This window comes from Actinomadura formosensis NBRC 14204 (assembly GCF_001552155.1).
Lineage (GTDB): Bacteria > Actinomycetota > Actinomycetes > Streptosporangiales > Streptosporangiaceae > Spirillospora > Spirillospora formosensis.
On record NZ_BCQQ01000059.1, the window covers coordinates 1 to 14,512 of the forward strand.

Below are 14,512 nucleotides of genomic sequence, written 5' to 3' on the forward strand. Positions count from 1 at the left end.
GCCCCCGTCCGCGCGCACGCGACCGGCTGGCCGCGCGGGTCCGTGCGGCGGCGCGGACGTCCGCCCGGGTCTCCTGGACACTGACCAAGGGCACCACGGTCACCGCGTTCCGGTACCGGGTGACCGGGCTCGCGGCCGAGGCCGCGTTCTTCGCGCTGCTGTCGCTGCCGCCGCTCGTGATCGGGCTGATCGGCACCATGGGGCACCTGCGCGGACTGCTCGGCGCCGGCACCGTCACCGAGGTCCGCTCCTGGGCGATCGAGCAGGCGCGCACCGTGCTGACGGGCCCGGCGGTCGACTCGGTCGTCGTCCCGCTGATCGACGACGTGATCCGGGGCGGCAGCCCCGACATCGTGTCCGTCAGCTACCTCATCTCGCTGTGGGCGGGGTCGCGGGCGACGAACGTCTACGTCGACACCATCACCATCGCCTATGGGCTGTCCGGCGTCCGCGGCGTGATCCGCACCCGGCTGCGCGCGTTCTTCCTGTACGTCATCGGAATCCTGGTCATGATCATCGTCATTCCGATGCTGGTGGCCGGTCCGGCGCTGGTGCGGGAGGCGCTGCCGGAGAGCGCCGAGGCGGTGCAGGCGCTGTACTGGCCGGTCGTGGTGAGCCTGTCGATCGTGTTCCTCGCGCTGCTGTACCACATGAGCGTGCCGGTGCGGACGTCCTGGTGGCGCGAGGTCCCCGGCGCCGCCCTGGCGCTGCTGATCTGGATCGTCGGCAGCGTCAGCCTGCGGATCTACCTGGCCGGGTCGCTGCGCGGCGTGTCGGTGTACGGGTCGCTCGCCGCCGCGATCGCGGTGCTCGCCTGGCTGTACGTCGCGGCGCTCGCGGTGCTGATCGGGGCCGCGCTGAACGCCGAGATCGACCGGCTGTGGCCCAGCGGCGACACCGAACGGGCGCGCGCCGTGCGGGAGGCGCAGGTCACCCAGGTTCCGCGCGACCGGGGGAGCACGGGTAAAAACAACCCCGGATAAGGCATTGAAAAGGTCAAACATGTCGTAACCTCGCCTGTCATGACCCCCCGTGAGGAGCCCGGCCGGCTGCGGACCGTGACCGGCACGATCGCGACGTCCGACATCACCGGGCCGGTGCTCTCCCACGAGCACCTGCAGATGGACCTGCGCTGGCCCGCGCGGCCCCGGCTGCTCGGCTCCGACCCCGGCCGCTGGCTGGACGAGGAGAAGTCCGTCCAGCGGGAGCTGTCCGCGCTGCGCAAGGAGCGCGGCCTCGGCCTGGTCGTCGACCTGACCTGCGCGGGCATGGGCCGTAACGCCGCCGCGCTCGCCCGGATCGGCGCCGGCGCCAGGGTGGCCGTGGTCGCCGGGACGGGCGTGTTCACCGAGCCGTTCCATCCCGCGTTCGTCCGCGAGGTCCTCGCCGCCGGGACCGGCCCGGACGGCCCGTCCGCCGTGGAGCGGCTCACCGAGCGGCTGCTCGCCGAGGTCGGCTTCGGCATGGACGGCACGAACGCCCTGCCCGGCGTCATCGGGGAGATCGGCACCTGGGGCGAGGCGCCGAGCGAGACCGAGGAACTGTGCCTGCGCGCCGCCGCGCAGGCGGCCCGCTACTCCGGGCTGTCCGTGGCGACCTACGGCCGGGCGGGCCTCGCCCAGCTGGAGATCCTCACCTCCGCCGGGCTCGCCCCGCACCGGGTCGCGGTCGGCCAGCAGGACCGGGTGGACGACCCCGGTCAGCACCGCAAGATCGCTGAGACGGGCGGCTATGTCTCGTTCGGCACGCTCGGCCTCGCCGGCGCGGACCGCGCCGCCCTCGGCGCCCGCGTCCGCTGCGTGATGGACCTGCTGGAGGCCGGGCACGCCGGCCGGGTGCTGCTGAGCACCGGAGTGTCCCGGATGGCGCAGATCCGCCGCTACGGCGGCTCGGGCTTCGGGTACCTGTTCGACACGTTCCTGCCCGCGCTGCGCGCCGCCGGCGCCGATGACGCCACGCTGGAGGCCGTCCTGCACGACAACCCGCTGAGGTGGCTCACGGGTTCGTGAGCGGGCAGGGGACCCGGAAGGGGGCGCGAGTCGCGCCCCGCACGGTGTGAGCCGCTCCACGCGAAATGGTGCGCCACGAATTTCGGTGAATGGGTCACATCGCGGAGACGATTGCGGTAAAAGGGCGTCCCCCGCGGAATGTCGCGGCACGATGTGAACCGGCGGGGACTCCGATGTGATGCCGCGCCCCCGCCCGGCCGGGAGAGGCCGGGCGGAGGCAACGCAAACGGCCCCGCGGGGCGGGGCCGTGTCGTTTTCAGGTGGCGTGCCGGGGTTCGCGCTGGGAGCGTTTCGGCGGCCTGCGTACTCGGTCAGGCGGCGTTGGCGCGACGCATCCGGCGACGGCGCTCGGACGCGCGCTCGTCCTCGTTCAGACCGCCCCACGTGCCGTACTTCTCGGGCCGGGACACCGCGTAGTCCAGGCACTCCGTGCGGACCGGGCAGCCCATGCAGATCTGCTTGGCCTTGCGCTCGCGGATCTCGCGCTCGGGCTGGCGTTCGCCGTCGGGACCGAAGAAGAGGACGAGGTCTTCCCCCCGGCACGCCGCGGCGTCCTGCCAGCCCCAGCTGGGACGAGGGAGGTTTGCCTGCCGACGTACCTGAGCCATGGAACACCCACCTTGATTGGTTTCGAACAAAAATCGGGACATGGACGCTCGACGTACTTCGGGTGACATGAGTCAGAAGCGCCGAATGTTCCAACGTCTGGAGTTGCCGCTCTGTTCCCCGTCCGGTTACTCCGGAAACCTGGGGACGTGCGACAGGAGACCCTCGAATGGGGCCTCAGCGAGATTACACGAGGGTCGCCTCGTTGAGAAGGGTGAGTTCCCTAACAACATAGGTTCGCGTGTTCTCTCCGCAGTCCGCCCCGCAGGGATCGGGCTGCCGGACGGCCTCCACGGTCACCCGGTAACGGCTCTGCTGTACGGCGACGACGGTTTCGTACCGGGATGCTCCAGTGACCGACTCCACGGTCACCTCGTCCACCCCGAGCCGGCCCGTGTGCGCACGGACGAAGTGCTCCGCCGCCTGCGCGGGTTCGGGCATCCCGGCCCGTCCGCGCAGCCGGTCGAGGACGACCTCGCCCCGCAGGTAGGCGTCCACCGCCCGCACGGCCTCGGTCTCGCCGAGGTCGCCGTAGTAGAGCCCGTGGGGAAGACACACCAAATTCGCTGCAAATCGGTCGCCGCCAACATGGGTGGTTTCCCAGATGCGGCGGTCGAAACGCCGGGCGAGGGCGCGGGCCAGCGGTGCCCCGGTGCGGGCGCAGCAGGCGTTGTGCCGCCCGTGCGTGCAGGCCAGCACCACCGGCTCGGTCACCGGCCCGCCGAGCCCCGGCGAGCGGCCCGCGGCGAGCGCGTCCAGGTCGAGCGCCGCCAGCTCCGCCGGGTCGGCGAGCTCGCGCCCCTCCATCCAGACCTCGCCACCGCGCGAGAACGCGGCGTAGACCTGGACCGGCGGAGTCGCGCGGCGGCGTCCCGGCCGCCGGATCAGCTGCGGCCGGACGCCCGCCTTCTTCGCGGCGCGCACGGCCTCGGCCACCGGATCGGGGCCGGGCAGATCGGTGATGTGCTCGGGCCAGGGGCCGGGATGCTCGACGAGCAGCCAGGCGCGCGCCTTGGTGGTCGCGGTCGCCAGGCACGGCCGCTCGCCCGTGTGGCTTCCCGGGCAGTGCCCGCAGCCGTTGGAGCGCGTCACGTGGTCCCCCTGGTAGATCTTCGAGCAATTAGGTAAGGGTAACCTAATGACTCCCTGTCAAACCAGGAGGACCTGGGACGACGGGGTGACGGAGGTCTCAGTGCCCGGAGATCTCAGTGTAGGGCCGTGCGGGAGAACAGGCCCTTCGCGAAGGGCAGCGCGGCCTCCCGGTCGGCGGCGACGAGACCGATGCGCGTGCGGCGGTCCAGCAGGTCGCCGGCGTCCAGGGCGCCCTCGTGCAGCATCCCCCAGGCCAGCTCCGCGCCCGTCACCGGCAGGCCCGCGACGACCGGCTCCATCAGCGCGGGGTCGTCCCCGCCGAGCGCGGCCAGCAGCGGCGCCTCCACCCCGTACCGCTGGACGAGGCGGGACGGCGCGTGCAGCGCGTCCAGCCGCGCCCGCGGGGCCGCGCCGACGAGGGGGAGGCGCGCGGTCCGGCTCGGCCCGGCGCGAAGACCACGGCCGCGCACGGCCGCGTCCACCGCGTCCTGCGCCATCCGCCGGTAGGTGGTGAGCTTGCCCCCGACGATCGTGATGACGCCGTCCCGCGAGGTCAGCACCGCGTGGCGGCGGGAGATGTCGGCGGTTTCGCGGCCGTGCCCCCGGTCCAGCAGGGGACGCAGCCCGGCGTACGCGCCGGCGACGTCCGAGCGGCGCACCGGGACGTCCAGCGCCGAGCCCAGCACGTCGAGCAGGAACCCGATCTCGCCTTCCGTCGGCTCGGGCACGTCGGGGATCGGCCCGTCCGCGGGCTCGTCGGTGAGGCCCACGTAGACGCGGCCGTCGCCCTGCGGCAGCACCAGCACGAACCGGGCGCCGCCGCCCGGGATCGGGACGTGCATCCCGGCCGCGAGCCCGCGCAGCGTCTCCGCCCGCAGCACCAGATGGGTGCCCCGCGACGGGCGCAGCCGCACCCCGTCCACGAGCCCGCCCGCCCAGACGCCGGCCGCGTTCACGACCGCGCGCGCCCGGACGGTGAACTCCCGCCCGGTCAGCTCGTCCCGGACGAGGGCCCCGTCCCCGGTCAGCTCGACCGCGCGGCAGCGGGTGAGGACACGGGCGCCGTGCCCGGCGGCGGTGCGGGCGAGCGCGGTGACCAGGCGCGCGTCGTCGGCGAGCTGGCCGTCCCACGACAGCAGCCCGCCGCGCAGCCCGTGGGGCCGCAGCGCGGGCGCGAGCCGCAGCGTCTCGACCGCCGACAGCCGGCGCGGCCGGGGCAGCACCGAGCGCGGGGTGCGCGCGGCGAGCCGCAGCAGGTCCCCCGCGCGCATCCCCGCGTGCGCCAGGGCCGCCTGCGCGGGCGACACCAGCGGGGTCAGCGGCAGGACGAACGGAAGCGCGCGCACCAGATGGGGGGCCGTGCGCCGCATCAGCGCGTCCCGCTCGACCGCGCTCTCGTGCGCCACGTCCACCTGCCCGGACGCGAGGTAGCGCAGCCCGCCGTGGATCAGCTTGGAACTCCACCGGGACGTGCCGAACGCCAGGTCGTGCGCGTCGATCGCGGCGACCGACAGCCCCCGCGAGGCGGCGTCCAGCGCGGCGCCCGCACCGGTCGCGCCGAGGCCGACGACCAGCACGTCCACCACCTCGCCGGGCAGGGCGGCGAGTTCGCGTTCCCGGCGCGCCGCGTTGAGCGACGTCCGCGGGTCGGGTCCGGAGGTGTTCACGGTGCGAGCATCCTTTCCAGGGTGTCGCGGAGTTCGGCGTCGAAGGCGCCGGAACCGAGGTCGGGGTCGGCGTCGTCGAGCATCGTCGGTGCCGACAGTGCGAACGACTGGACGACCAGCAGCAGCGCCCGCGCCTGCCGGCCGGGGTGGCCGGCGCGGATCGTGCCGTCCCGGTGCCCGGCGATGATCGCCTCCTCGAACCAGGTCAGGAAGGCGTGCTGGCTGGCGCCGCAGCGGTCCAGCAGGTAGGGGAGCAGCAGCTCGGGGTCGACCTCGATGATCTTGCGGAGCAGCGGGTGGCCGCGGAACGTGCGGACGCCGGTGACCAGGCCCTCGATCAGCCGGGGCCGGACGGGACGGCCGTCGTCGGGGGGCTGCAGCGCGTCGCCGATGCCGGTCCACTCGCGGGTCATCAGATCGGCGACGATCGTGCGGACGTCCGGCCAGCGGCGGTAGAGCGTCATCCGGGACACGCCCGCGCGGCGGGCGATGTCGGTCAGCGTCGTGCGGCGCACCCCGACGGCCAGCACGCAGTCGCGCGCGGCGTCGAGCACGGTGTCGTCGGCGGTCCGTGCCCCGGTCCTGTTGTGACGGTTCGACGTCATATGTCACAGTGTAAGGCAACAGGACATGGGACGACGAGGGAGGCGGCGTGCAGACGCGGGACATGCTGTGGAGCGGCTGGGGCGATCCGGCCAAGGCCGCGCCGCTGCCCGAGCCGACGGTCGGGCTGCTGCGCGACCTGCTCGGCGTGCGGCCGGCGGCGGCGCCCCCGGTCGCGCTGGCGGAGATCGAGATCGCGGCCCCCCGCCTGCCGGGCGCGGACCTGAACGCGCTCGCCGGGATCGTCGGGGACGCGAACGTCCGCGCCGACACCGAGTCGCGCGTCCGGCACACGCGCGGCAAATCGACGCCCGACCTGCTGCGCATCCGCGCCGGGGAGACCTCCGACGCGCCGGACGCGGTCGTGCTGCCGGGCGGTCATGACGAGGTCCTCGCGGTACTGAGGCTCTGCGCGCGAAAGCGGATCGCGGTCGTCCCGTTCGGCGGCGGCACGTCCGTCGTCGGCGGGCTGGCGCCGCGGGGCGTGGCCGCGTTCATCGCCCTCGATCTGCGGCGCATGGACGCCCTCGTCTCGGTGGACGAGGTGTCCCGCACGGCCGTCCTGCAGCCGGGCCTGCGCGCTCCGGCGGCGGAGGCGCTGCTCGCCGAACACGGCTTCACGCTCGGGCACTTCCCGCAGTCGTTCGAGTGGGCGTCGATCGGCGGGTTCGCGGCGGCGCGGTCGAGCGGGCAGGCGTCCGCCGGGTACGGGCGGTTCGACGACATGGTGGTCGGCCTCACCGTGGCCACCCCCGAGGGGACGCTCGATCTCGGCCGGGCGCCGAGGTCGGCGGCCGGGCCCGATCTGCGGCAGCTCGTGCTCGGCTCGGAGGGCGCGTTCGGCGTGATCACGTCCGTGCGGGTGCGCGTCCGGCCGGTTCCGCAGGCCAGGCGGTACGAGGGCTGGCGGTTCGCGTCGTTCGGCCAGGGCGCCGCCGCGCTGCGCCGGCTGGCCCAGGACGGCCCGCTTCCCACCGTGCTCCGGCTGTCGGACGAGACCGAGACCATGGTCGGGCTGGCCGACCCGGCCGCGATCGGGGGCGGGTCGCCCTCCGCCGGATGCCTGGCCGTGGTCGGGTTCGAGGGCGTCCCCGAGCGGGTCGCCGAGCGGCGGGCGCGGGCGGCGGACGTCCTGCGCGACGCCGGCGGCGAGCCCCTCGGCACCGGGCCGGGCGACAAGTGGGAGCACGGCCGCTTCAACGCCCCCTATCTGCGCGACTCGCTGCTGGACGTGGGCGCGTTCGTCGAGACGCTGGAGACCGCCGCGTTCTGGTCGGACATCCCGGGGTTGTACGAGGCCGTCCGGTCCGCCCTGACCGGGACCCTGTCGAGCACGGGGACCCCACCGCTGGTCATGTGCCACATCTCGCACGTCTACGCGTCCGGCGCGTCCCTTTACTTCACCGTCGTGTCCGCGCAGGGCGAGGACCCGATCGCGCACTGGGACAGGGCGAAGCACGCCGCCAACGACGCGATCGCCGGCGCGGGCGGCACGATCAGCCACCATCACGGCGTGGGCACCGACCACCGCGACTGGTACGCCCGGGAGATCGGGCCGCTCGGCGCCGCCGTGCTGCGCGCCGTCAAGGAGCGGGTCGATCCGGCGGGAATCCTCAACCCGGGCGTCCTCGTCCCGCCGGCCGCGGGGGAGTGACGGCCATGCGCGCGTTCACCGCGATCGTGAACCCGGCGGCGGGCGGCCCGGCGTCCGCCTCCTGCCTGATCCCGCTGAGCCGGCTGCTGCGGGAGGCGGGCGCCGAGGTCCACGTCGAGTACAGCCGCGGCATGGTGCACGCCGCCGACGTCGCCCGCGCCGCCGCCGAGGCCGGCCGCGTCGTGCTCGGCGTCGGCGGGGACGGCATGGTCGGCTGCGTCGGCGGCGCCCTCGCCGGCACCGGCGCGGTCTTCGGCATCGTCCCGGCCGGGCGCGGCAACGACTTCGCGCGCCAGCTCGGCGTCCCGTCCGGCGCGGCGGCGCTCGCCCCGCTGCTGCTGGACGGCGAGCCCCGCGCCGTGGACGCCATCGACGCCAACGGGACGCCCGTCCTCGGCAGCGTGTACGCGGGCGTCGACGCGGTCGCCAACGACAACGCCAACAGGACGCGGCTGCTGCGCGGGTCCGCCGCCTACTACGTCGGCGCGCTGCGGGCGATCATCACGTGGCGGCCCGCCGACTACCTGATCGGCGTGGACGGCGCGGAGTACCGGCGCGAGGGCTACACGGTGGTCGCGGCGAACTCCGGCTACTACGGGTTCGGCAAGCACATCGCGCCGGACGCGCGCGTCGACGACGGGCTGCTCGATGTCGTCCTCATCCGCAAGGCCCCGAAGACCCTGTTCTTCTCCGTCATGCGGGAGCTGGCGGACGGGACGCACGTCAGGCGGCCCGAGGTGGAGGTCATGCGCGGCCGGGAGGTGCGGATCGAGCTGGCCGGGCCGTCCGGCAGGACGCTCCCCTACGGGGCGGACGGCGAGCTGCCCGGGGTGCTGCCGGTCACCGCCAGGGTGATGCCGGGCGCGCTCCGCGTCCTGGCCCCCTGACACCCCCCCGCTCACCTGCGCTTCCGTGGCGGTCCCCGAGGTTTTGGCCCCACATTTGGGGTGGTTTACGTCTCCATTACGGCCCTCCGTATAACGTCGGTTACGTCCCGCTTTCGGGACCTGGGGGTTGTCTGTGGAGACATCATGAGAGGCGACCGCACGCTCGCCGTTCTGGGGGGACTCATGATGACCGCGGACACCCTTGACGTGGTGGCGCCGGCGTCTTTGGGGGTGGCGCCGGCGTCCACCACGCTCTTCCGCGCGTTCGCTTGACGCGACGATCGCCTCCGGACAGGGTGTGAGCATCCCCTCACCCCTTCCGGAGGCGTTTCGTGTGTGCCGAGGTTTCCCCCGGACCCGACAACTCGCGCACCTCCGAGGCGGGTGCCGGGTGGGTCTGCGGAAGCCCGGGCACGTTCAACGACCTGCTTCCTCCGCGCGTCCTCGACTTCTCGTGGCGCAGGCCCGCCGTGCTGTGGCGGTCCCGCAACGACGTGCTCGCGCGCCTGTTCGGTGACCCGTCCAACGCGATCCGCCGCCGCTGCGTGGCCGCGCTGCGCGAACGGGGCACGCCGGCCGCGTTCACCGTGCACCGCTCGGCGCCGGAGTTCTCGTTCGTGCTGCTCGGCGACACCGGCGAGGGCGACCGGTCGCAGTACGCGGTGGTGCCGCCGCTGCTGCACGCCGCCGCCGGCACCGACTTCATGATCATTGCCAGTGATGTGGTCTACCCGGCCGGGGACGGGGGCCAGTACCTGGAGAAGTTCTTCCGCCCCTACAAGGACTATCCGGCCCCCATCTACGCGGTCCCCGGCAATCACGACTGGTACGACGGCCTGCGCGGTTTCCTGCACGTCTTCTGCGCCCTGGACGCGAACTGCTCCCCGCCGCCCTGGCGCGGCGCGCTCGCGTTCGTTCCCCGGCTGCTCTGGCGCCACCCGGGCCCGATCGACCGGGCCGCCCTCGCCGAGGCCCGCCGCACGTACCGGGGCGCGCCCGGCCAGCAGGCCGTCCAGCCGGGGCCGTACTGGGCGATCGACACGCCGTCGCTGCGCATCATCGGCATCGACACCGGGATCACCGGAGTCGTCGACCGCGACCAGGGCCGGTGGCTGCGCGAGGTGTCCGGCGGGCCCAAGCCCAAGCTGCTGGTGACCGGCAAGCCCCTGTACGTGGACGACGACCACCGTCCGGGGCCGGTCGAGGGCGGCGGCACGGTCGACGAGATCGTCCGCGATCCGGCGCACCACTACGTGGCCGCGATCGGCGGCGACATCCACAACTACCAGCGCTACCCGGTGCGGGCCGGCGACGGCCGGACGATCCAGTACATCGTCTCGGGCGGCGGCGGCGCGTTCATGCACGCGACCCACACGATCCCCCGGACGAGCGTGGTGAAGGAGGGCGAGTTCCGCTGCTACCCGCTGCGCGGCGACTCCCTTTCCCGCTACAGCAAGCTGTACGGGCGGTGGCTGCGGCTGCCGAGGCTGTTCGAGCTGACGCCGGAGGAGGCGACGGCCGCCGTCCGGTACCGCCTCGGCATCAGGCCCGGTCGCGGCTACCGGAGCGCCGCGACCGAGGTGAGACCGTCCCGGCGGGCGCGCTTTGTCGCCTCCGTCCTCGGTGTCCCGCGCGACGGCCGGCGCCGCCCCCGCCTCCTGCGGCTGCCGGTGCACCGGCTCCCGCAGCGCTTCCGCTCCGAGATGGCCGACTGGGACCGGCCGCCGTTCTTCAAGAGCTTCCTGCGCCTGGACGTGACGGAGTCGCAGCTCCGGATCCGGTGCTATGCCGCGACGGGCTGCGGCGACCACGAGACGGCACCGCCGTGCGAAGACGAGGTGACGATCCCGCTACGCTAGCCCTCCGCTGCGGGAAAAACGTCGGGAATCTGGCCGAAGTCGGCTATTCACTCTCCTGACGTGACCATGGACCGTTACAGTCATTGATCACCATACGGGTGAACGGTAACGGACGGTCGGCCGGAAAACGACCGCGTCCCACAGGAAGAGCAACTCGATGAGTTACCCTCAGCAGGGCCAGGGCCAGCAGTACCAGCAGCAGGGCGGCCACGCGCCGGTCCCCGCGCAGCAGCAGGCTCCCGCCGCCGCCGGCGCCGGCTACAACATGAAGCGCCGCAACCCGGCCGGCGCCTGGCTCGGCCTCCCCATGATCACCTTCGGCATCTACGGCCTGGTCTGGTTCTTCAAGGTCCACACCGAACTGCACCAGTACGACCGCCGCATCGACGACGCCGCCACCAACGCGCTGCTGTCCATGCTCTTCGGCGGCATCACCCTCGGCATCTGGCCGCTGATCATGTGGGTCAAGCTCGGCGGCCGCATCGCCGAGGCCCAGCGCGCCGCCGGCCTGCAGCCGAGCTGCAGCGGCGGCATGGGCTTCCTGCTCGGCATCTTCGGCTTCGGCGTGCTGTACTACCAGCTCCAGCTGAACAAGGTCATCGACCGTTACGGTGACACCCCGGCCGGCCAGCAGGTCTCCCTGGCCGCCTGATCACCACCGGGGGCTACGGCCCTGGCCCCGCTGAAGATCACGCCGAACCCCTCCGCGCATCACCCGTCGCGGAGGGGTTCGGCGCGTCCGGAGCCGCGGTTTCGTCCGAGGTCGGCGTCACAATGAGCCCGTGAGAACAGCGGTGGCCGTGGGGCCGGGCACGGGGGGAGTGCTGCGGACGCTCGCCGAGGACGGGACGCCCGCGGCCCCCGCGCGTGCGGTGCCCGACCTGGTCGCGGCGATCGACGGCCAGGAGCGGGCCGACGCGCCGCGCTGGGTGTGGCCGTCCACGGCGCGGCTCTACCCGCGGTTGCTCGACGCGGGTGTCCGGGTGGCCCGCTGCCATGACCTTGAGCTGGCGGAGAACCTGCTGCTCGGCCATGCCGGCCGCCACGGGGAGCCCCGCTCGGTGCGGGCGGCGTGGGCGCGGCTGCGCGGCGAACCCGTCCCGCCCGATCGTCAGCCGAGAGACAGGCCCGCGCAGCCGTCGCTGTTCGGCGACGACGCCGGGCAGGACGAGCCCGCCGACGACATCGAGCAGGTCGTCGCGGTGCACGCCGCCCAGCAGCGCGCCATCGCCGGCCTGGACGGTTTCGCGCTGCTCGCCGCGGCCGAGTCGGCGGGGGCGCTGGTGGCCGCCGAGATGGGGCACGACGGGCTGCCCTGGTCGGCCGAGGAGCACGACGCGCTGCTCACCGAGCTGCTCGGGCCGCGGCCGCCCGGCGGGCTGCGTCCCCGCCGGCTGCAGGACCTCGCCGACCGCATCAGCGCCGCGTTCGGACCCCGCGTGCACGTCAACCCCGACTCCCCGGCGCAGATCCTCAAGGCGTTCGCGGCGGCGGGGCTGCCGATCCCGTCCACCCGCGCGCACGTCCTCAAGCGGCTCGACCACCCCGCCGTCCCGCTGCTGCTGGAGTACAAGGAGCTGTCGCGGCTGCACACCGCGCACGGCTGGACGTGGCTCGACACGTGGGTGAGCGGTGGCCGGTTCCGCCCCGAGTACGTGGTCGGCGGCGTGGTGTCCGGACGCTGGGCGACGAGCGGCGGCGGCGCGCTGCAGATCCCGCGCGTGCTGCGCCGGGCCGTCGTCGCCGATCCCGGCTGGTCGCTCGTCGTCGCGGACGCCGCGCAGCTCGAACCCCGCGTGCTCGCCGCGCTCGCCGGGGACCGCGCGTTCACCGAGGCCGCCGCGCACGGCGACCTGTACGCGGCCCTGTCCGACGCGTTCACCGGCGACGCTGACGGCGGGCTGACCGCACGTGCCAAGGCCAAACTCGCCCTGCTCTCCGCCATGTACGGGGGAGGGACGGGTGAGGCGGTGCAACTGCTCGCGGTCCTGAAGAACCGGTTCCCGGACGCGTTCGGCTACGTGGAGGCCGCCGCGCGGGCGGGGGAGAGCGGCCGGCTCGTCCGGTCCCGGCTGGGCCGCACCTGCCCGCCGCCGTCGGCCGGGTGGCGCGAGCTGACCTCGGCGGGCGACGGCGACACGCCGCCCGGCTCCCAGCAGGGCACGGCGGCGCGGGCGCTGCGCAGCCGGGGCAGGTTCACCCGCAACTTCGTCGTGCAGGCGACGGCCGCCGACTGGGCGCTCGCCCTGCTCGGCTCGCTGCGCCGCCGCCTCACCGCGCTCACCTTCCCCCGTCTTGTGTTCTTCCAGCATGACGAGGTCATCGTGCACACCCCGGCCGAGCTGGCCGGGGACGTCGCCGCCGCCGTGCTCGCCGCGGCCGACGAGGCGCGCCGCCTGCTGTTCGGCGACACGCCGGTCGTGTTCCCGATGGAGATCGCCGTCGTCGACCGTTACGCCGACGCCAAGTGAGCCGCGAGCGCGCGGACCGTGTTGGCGGCGGCGAACGCGTGCCCCCGCGCGTTCAGATGAAGCCGGTCACCGCTGTAGACGCCGGGGTCGGCCGCCACCGGGTGGTCGGAGGGGTTGTCGACGTGGCAGGCCCCGAACTCGGCGGCGGGCAGGACGGCCGGGTCCGTCCACTCCGACGGCGTCGTCTCGGCCATGGTCATTCTCCTCCGGAGGTGCGGGGCCGGGCGGTCAGCAGCAGGCCCGCGAGCGCCGCGCCGGCGGCGGCGAGCGTGCAGAACAGGTAGACGGCGGTGTAGTCGTCGTGCGCCGCGCGGGCGGGCAGCAGCGCGGCGAGGACGGCGATGCCGAGCGCGCCGCCGAGCTGGCGCGCCGTGGTGTTGAGGCCGGTGGCCCCGGCGAACCGCAGCGGCCCGGCCGACAGCGCGGCGGCCGAGGCGGTGCCGGTGCTGAGCATCCCCATGCCGGTCCCGACGAGGAGGCCGACCGGGAGCCAGAAGGTGACGAAGTGGGGGCCGGCCGGCAGTGCGGCGACCGTCCAGACCCCGGAGACGACCATGATCAGCGCGCCGCCCGTCACCGCGGGACGGACCCCGATGCGGCCGGTGAGGCGGCCCATCACGACCGCCGCCGCGGTGGCGGTGAACGCGCCCGGCGTCGAGGCGAAGCCCGCCTTGAGGATCGAGTAGTGCCATTCGGCCGTCAGGTAGAGCACACCGAGCAGCAGCCATGAGTACAGGGCCGTCCCGTACAGGAACGAGGCGGCGTTGGCGGCGGCGAACGGGCGGTTGCGCCACAGCGAGATCTCCAGCGCGGGCACCGGGTGCCGTGCCGAACGCCACAGCGCGAGCCCGACGAGGACGGCGCCGCCGAGCAGGAGCGCGAGCGTGCGGGCGTCCGTCCAGGACCAGTCGCGGGCCTGGGTCACGCCGAGCGCCACGCCGCCCACGCCGGCGCCGAGCAGGACCGTCCCGGCGAGGTCGGGCAGCCGCCCCGCACCGCCCTTCGCGCGGGGCAGCCGCAGCCCGCCGAGCAGCATCGCCAGGCCGACCGGCACGTTGATGACGAACAGGGAGCGCCAGCCGAACTGGTCCACGAGCACCCCGCCCAGGCCGGGGCCGATGGCGGCGGCGAACGCGCCCGCCGCGCTCCACAGCCCGATGGCGCCCGCGCGGCGCTCCGGGGGCGTGTCGTGCAGCAGCAGTGCGAGCGACGCGGGGATCAGCGCGGCGGCGGCGGCGCCCTGCACGCCGCGCGTCGCCAGCAGGACGGGCACGGTCGGGGCGAGCGCGCAGGCCAGCGAGGCGAGCGTGAACAGCCCGGTGCCCCACTGGTACAGCGTCCGCCGCCCGACCAGGTCGGCGAGCCGCCCGGCGGGTGCGAGCAGTGCCGCGAACGGCACCGCGTACAGGGTGATCACCCAGGTCAGGCCGGACAGCGAGCTGCCCGGGAAGTCGGCGTGCAGGTCGGGGACGGCCAGGTTCGCGACGGTCGCGTCGAGCATGGCCAGGAACGTCGCCCCGGCGGCGAGCCAGGGCACGTCCCGCCGCGCGCCGGCCGCGAGGGGCGGTGCCGCGGTGGTCTCGGCGGTCATGGGTCGGGCCTCTCAGAGAAAAATAAACGAACGGTCGTACTTTCTTCTCTGGAGCCCCCTGCCGTCAAGGGGG

At 74.2% G+C, this 14,512-nt stretch carries 13 protein-coding genes; 7 read left to right on the forward strand and 6 right to left on the reverse strand.

The window, feature by feature from the left end; translation table 11 throughout:
• Both AF1_RS16955 and AF1_RS16960 read left to right on the forward strand, forming a co-directional pair.
• Positions 1-983 (forward strand): YihY/virulence factor BrkB family protein (locus AF1_RS16955; protein WP_067799573.1); only part of this gene is annotated, 983 nt, incomplete at its 5' end.
• A 39-nt stretch (positions 984-1,022) separates the two neighbouring features.
• Positions 1,023-2,009 (forward strand): phosphotriesterase family protein, encoded by a 987-nt coding sequence (locus tag AF1_RS16960; protein ID WP_067799576.1) that lies wholly within the window; start codon positions 1,023-1,025, stop codon positions 2,007-2,009.
• 311 nt (positions 2,010-2,320) lie between these two features.
• On the opposite strand, the gene AF1_RS33380 is transcribed toward AF1_RS16960, so the two are convergent.
• The 4 genes from AF1_RS33380 to AF1_RS16980 form a co-directional block, all read right to left on the reverse strand.
• On the reverse strand, positions 2,321-2,617 hold the full coding sequence (locus AF1_RS33380; RefSeq protein WP_021600082.1) for a WhiB family transcriptional regulator: 297 nt from the start codon (positions 2,615-2,617) through the stop codon (positions 2,321-2,323).
• A 184-nt stretch (positions 2,618-2,801) separates the two neighbouring features.
• A complete protein-coding gene (locus AF1_RS16970) occupies positions 2,802-3,707 on the reverse strand; it encodes a sucrase ferredoxin (protein ID WP_067799578.1) in 906 nt (301 codons plus the stop codon).
• A 113-nt stretch (positions 3,708-3,820) separates the two neighbouring features.
• Positions 3,821-5,374 carry a glycerol-3-phosphate dehydrogenase/oxidase gene (locus AF1_RS16975; RefSeq protein ID WP_067799581.1) on the reverse strand — a complete coding sequence of 518 codons (1,554 nt, stop codon included), beginning with the start codon at positions 5,372-5,374 and terminating at the stop codon, positions 3,821-3,823.
• Positions 5,371-5,979: a TetR/AcrR family transcriptional regulator gene (locus AF1_RS16980; protein ID WP_067799584.1), complete on the reverse strand. Its 609-nt coding sequence runs from the start codon at positions 5,977-5,979 to the stop codon at positions 5,371-5,373. Before AF1_RS16980 ends, AF1_RS16975 begins: the two co-directional genes overlap by 4 nt.
• 62 nt (positions 5,980-6,041) lie before the next feature.
• On the opposite strand from AF1_RS16980, the gene AF1_RS16985 reads away from it, so the two are divergent.
• The 5 genes from AF1_RS16985 (at position 6,042) to AF1_RS17010 (ending at position 12,848) form a co-directional block, all read left to right on the forward strand.
• Positions 6,042-7,631 (forward strand): FAD-binding oxidoreductase, encoded by a 1,590-nt coding sequence (locus tag AF1_RS16985; protein ID WP_067799649.1) that lies wholly within the window; start codon positions 6,042-6,044, stop codon positions 7,629-7,631.
• Positions 7,632-7,636: 5 nt separating this feature from the next.
• Positions 7,637-8,518: a diacylglycerol/lipid kinase family protein gene (locus AF1_RS16990; RefSeq protein WP_067799586.1), complete on the forward strand. Its 882-nt coding sequence runs from the start codon at positions 7,637-7,639 to the stop codon at positions 8,516-8,518.
• 332 nt (positions 8,519-8,850) lie between these two features.
• Positions 8,851-10,377, forward strand: coding sequence for a metallophosphoesterase family protein (locus tag AF1_RS17000; RefSeq protein WP_067799591.1), 1,527 nt, complete (start codon positions 8,851-8,853; stop codon positions 10,375-10,377).
• Between the two features lie 157 nt (positions 10,378-10,534).
• A complete protein-coding gene (locus tag AF1_RS17005) occupies positions 10,535-11,029 on the forward strand; it encodes a DUF4234 domain-containing protein (RefSeq protein WP_067799594.1) in 495 nt (164 codons plus the stop codon).
• A gap of 130 nt (positions 11,030-11,159) precedes the next feature.
• On the forward strand, positions 11,160-12,848 hold the full coding sequence (locus tag AF1_RS17010) for a bifunctional 3'-5' exonuclease/DNA polymerase (RefSeq protein ID WP_174548858.1): 1,689 nt from the start codon (positions 11,160-11,162) through the stop codon (positions 12,846-12,848).
• Here the strand turns inward: AF1_RS17010 and AF1_RS17015 are convergent.
• A complete protein-coding gene (locus AF1_RS17015; RefSeq protein WP_067799597.1) occupies positions 12,830-13,042 on the reverse strand; it encodes an SGNH/GDSL hydrolase family protein in 213 nt (70 codons plus the stop codon). The genes AF1_RS17010 and AF1_RS17015 overlap by 19 nt on opposite strands.
• A gap of 2 nt (positions 13,043-13,044) precedes the next feature.
• Positions 13,045-14,439: an MFS transporter gene (locus AF1_RS17020; RefSeq protein WP_067799600.1), complete on the reverse strand. Its 1,395-nt coding sequence runs from the start codon at positions 14,437-14,439 to the stop codon at positions 13,045-13,047.
• Between the last annotated feature and the right edge of the window lie 73 nt (positions 14,440-14,512).

Coding starts and splice junctions, on each gene's coding strand:
- AF1_RS16990 (WP_067799586.1), top strand. CDS start 7,637: ATGCGCGCGTTCACCGCGATCGTGAACCCGGCGGCGGGCGGCCCGGCG.
- AF1_RS33380 (WP_021600082.1), bottom strand. CDS start 2,617: ATGGCTCAGGTACGTCGGCAGGCAAACCTCCCTCGTCCCAGCTGGGGC.
- AF1_RS16980 (WP_067799584.1), bottom strand. CDS start 5,979: ATGACGTCGAACCGTCACAACAGGACCGGGGCACGGACCGCCGACGAC.
- AF1_RS16960 (WP_067799576.1), top strand. CDS start 1,023: ATGACCCCCCGTGAGGAGCCCGGCCGGCTGCGGACCGTGACCGGCACG.
- AF1_RS17015 (WP_067799597.1), bottom strand. CDS start 13,042: ATGGCCGAGACGACGCCGTCGGAGTGGACGGACCCGGCCGTCCTGCCC.
- AF1_RS17005 (WP_067799594.1), top strand. CDS start 10,535: ATGAGTTACCCTCAGCAGGGCCAGGGCCAGCAGTACCAGCAGCAGGGC.
- AF1_RS16985 (WP_067799649.1), top strand. CDS start 6,042: ATGCTGTGGAGCGGCTGGGGCGATCCGGCCAAGGCCGCGCCGCTGCCC.
- AF1_RS17020 (WP_067799600.1), bottom strand. CDS start 14,439: ATGACCGCCGAGACCACCGCGGCACCGCCCCTCGCGGCCGGCGCGCGG.